Below are 271 nucleotides of genomic sequence, written 5' to 3' on the forward strand. Positions count from 1 at the left end.
TCACGGCCGCGGCGATGCAGGGCGGGGATGCGCTGGCGCGCGAGAGCCTGGACGCGTTTTGCGGCCTGCTCGGCAGCACCGTCGGCGACATGGCGCTGCTCTACGGCGTGCACGGCGGCATCTATCTGGCGGGGGGCATCCTGCCGCAGATCCGCGATTACCTGATGCAGAGCGCGTTCGTCGCGCGGTTCCTCAACAAGGGACCGATGCGCGAGGCGCTCGAACGTATTCCCGTGCGGCTGGTCGAGCACGGGCAGCTGGGCGTCATCGG

At 69.7% G+C, this 271-nt stretch carries 1 protein-coding gene; it reads left to right on the forward strand.

Going from position 1 to position 271, the window contains the following annotated elements:
• The coding region (locus SB719_RS20210) for a glucokinase (protein ID WP_412159748.1) at positions 1-271 on the forward strand (271 nt) is incomplete at both ends.

The sequence above is a fragment of the Pantoea sp. SIMBA_079 genome (assembly GCF_046940275.1).
Taxonomy (GTDB): Bacteria; Pseudomonadota; Gammaproteobacteria; order Enterobacterales; family Enterobacteriaceae; genus Pantoea; species Pantoea borealis.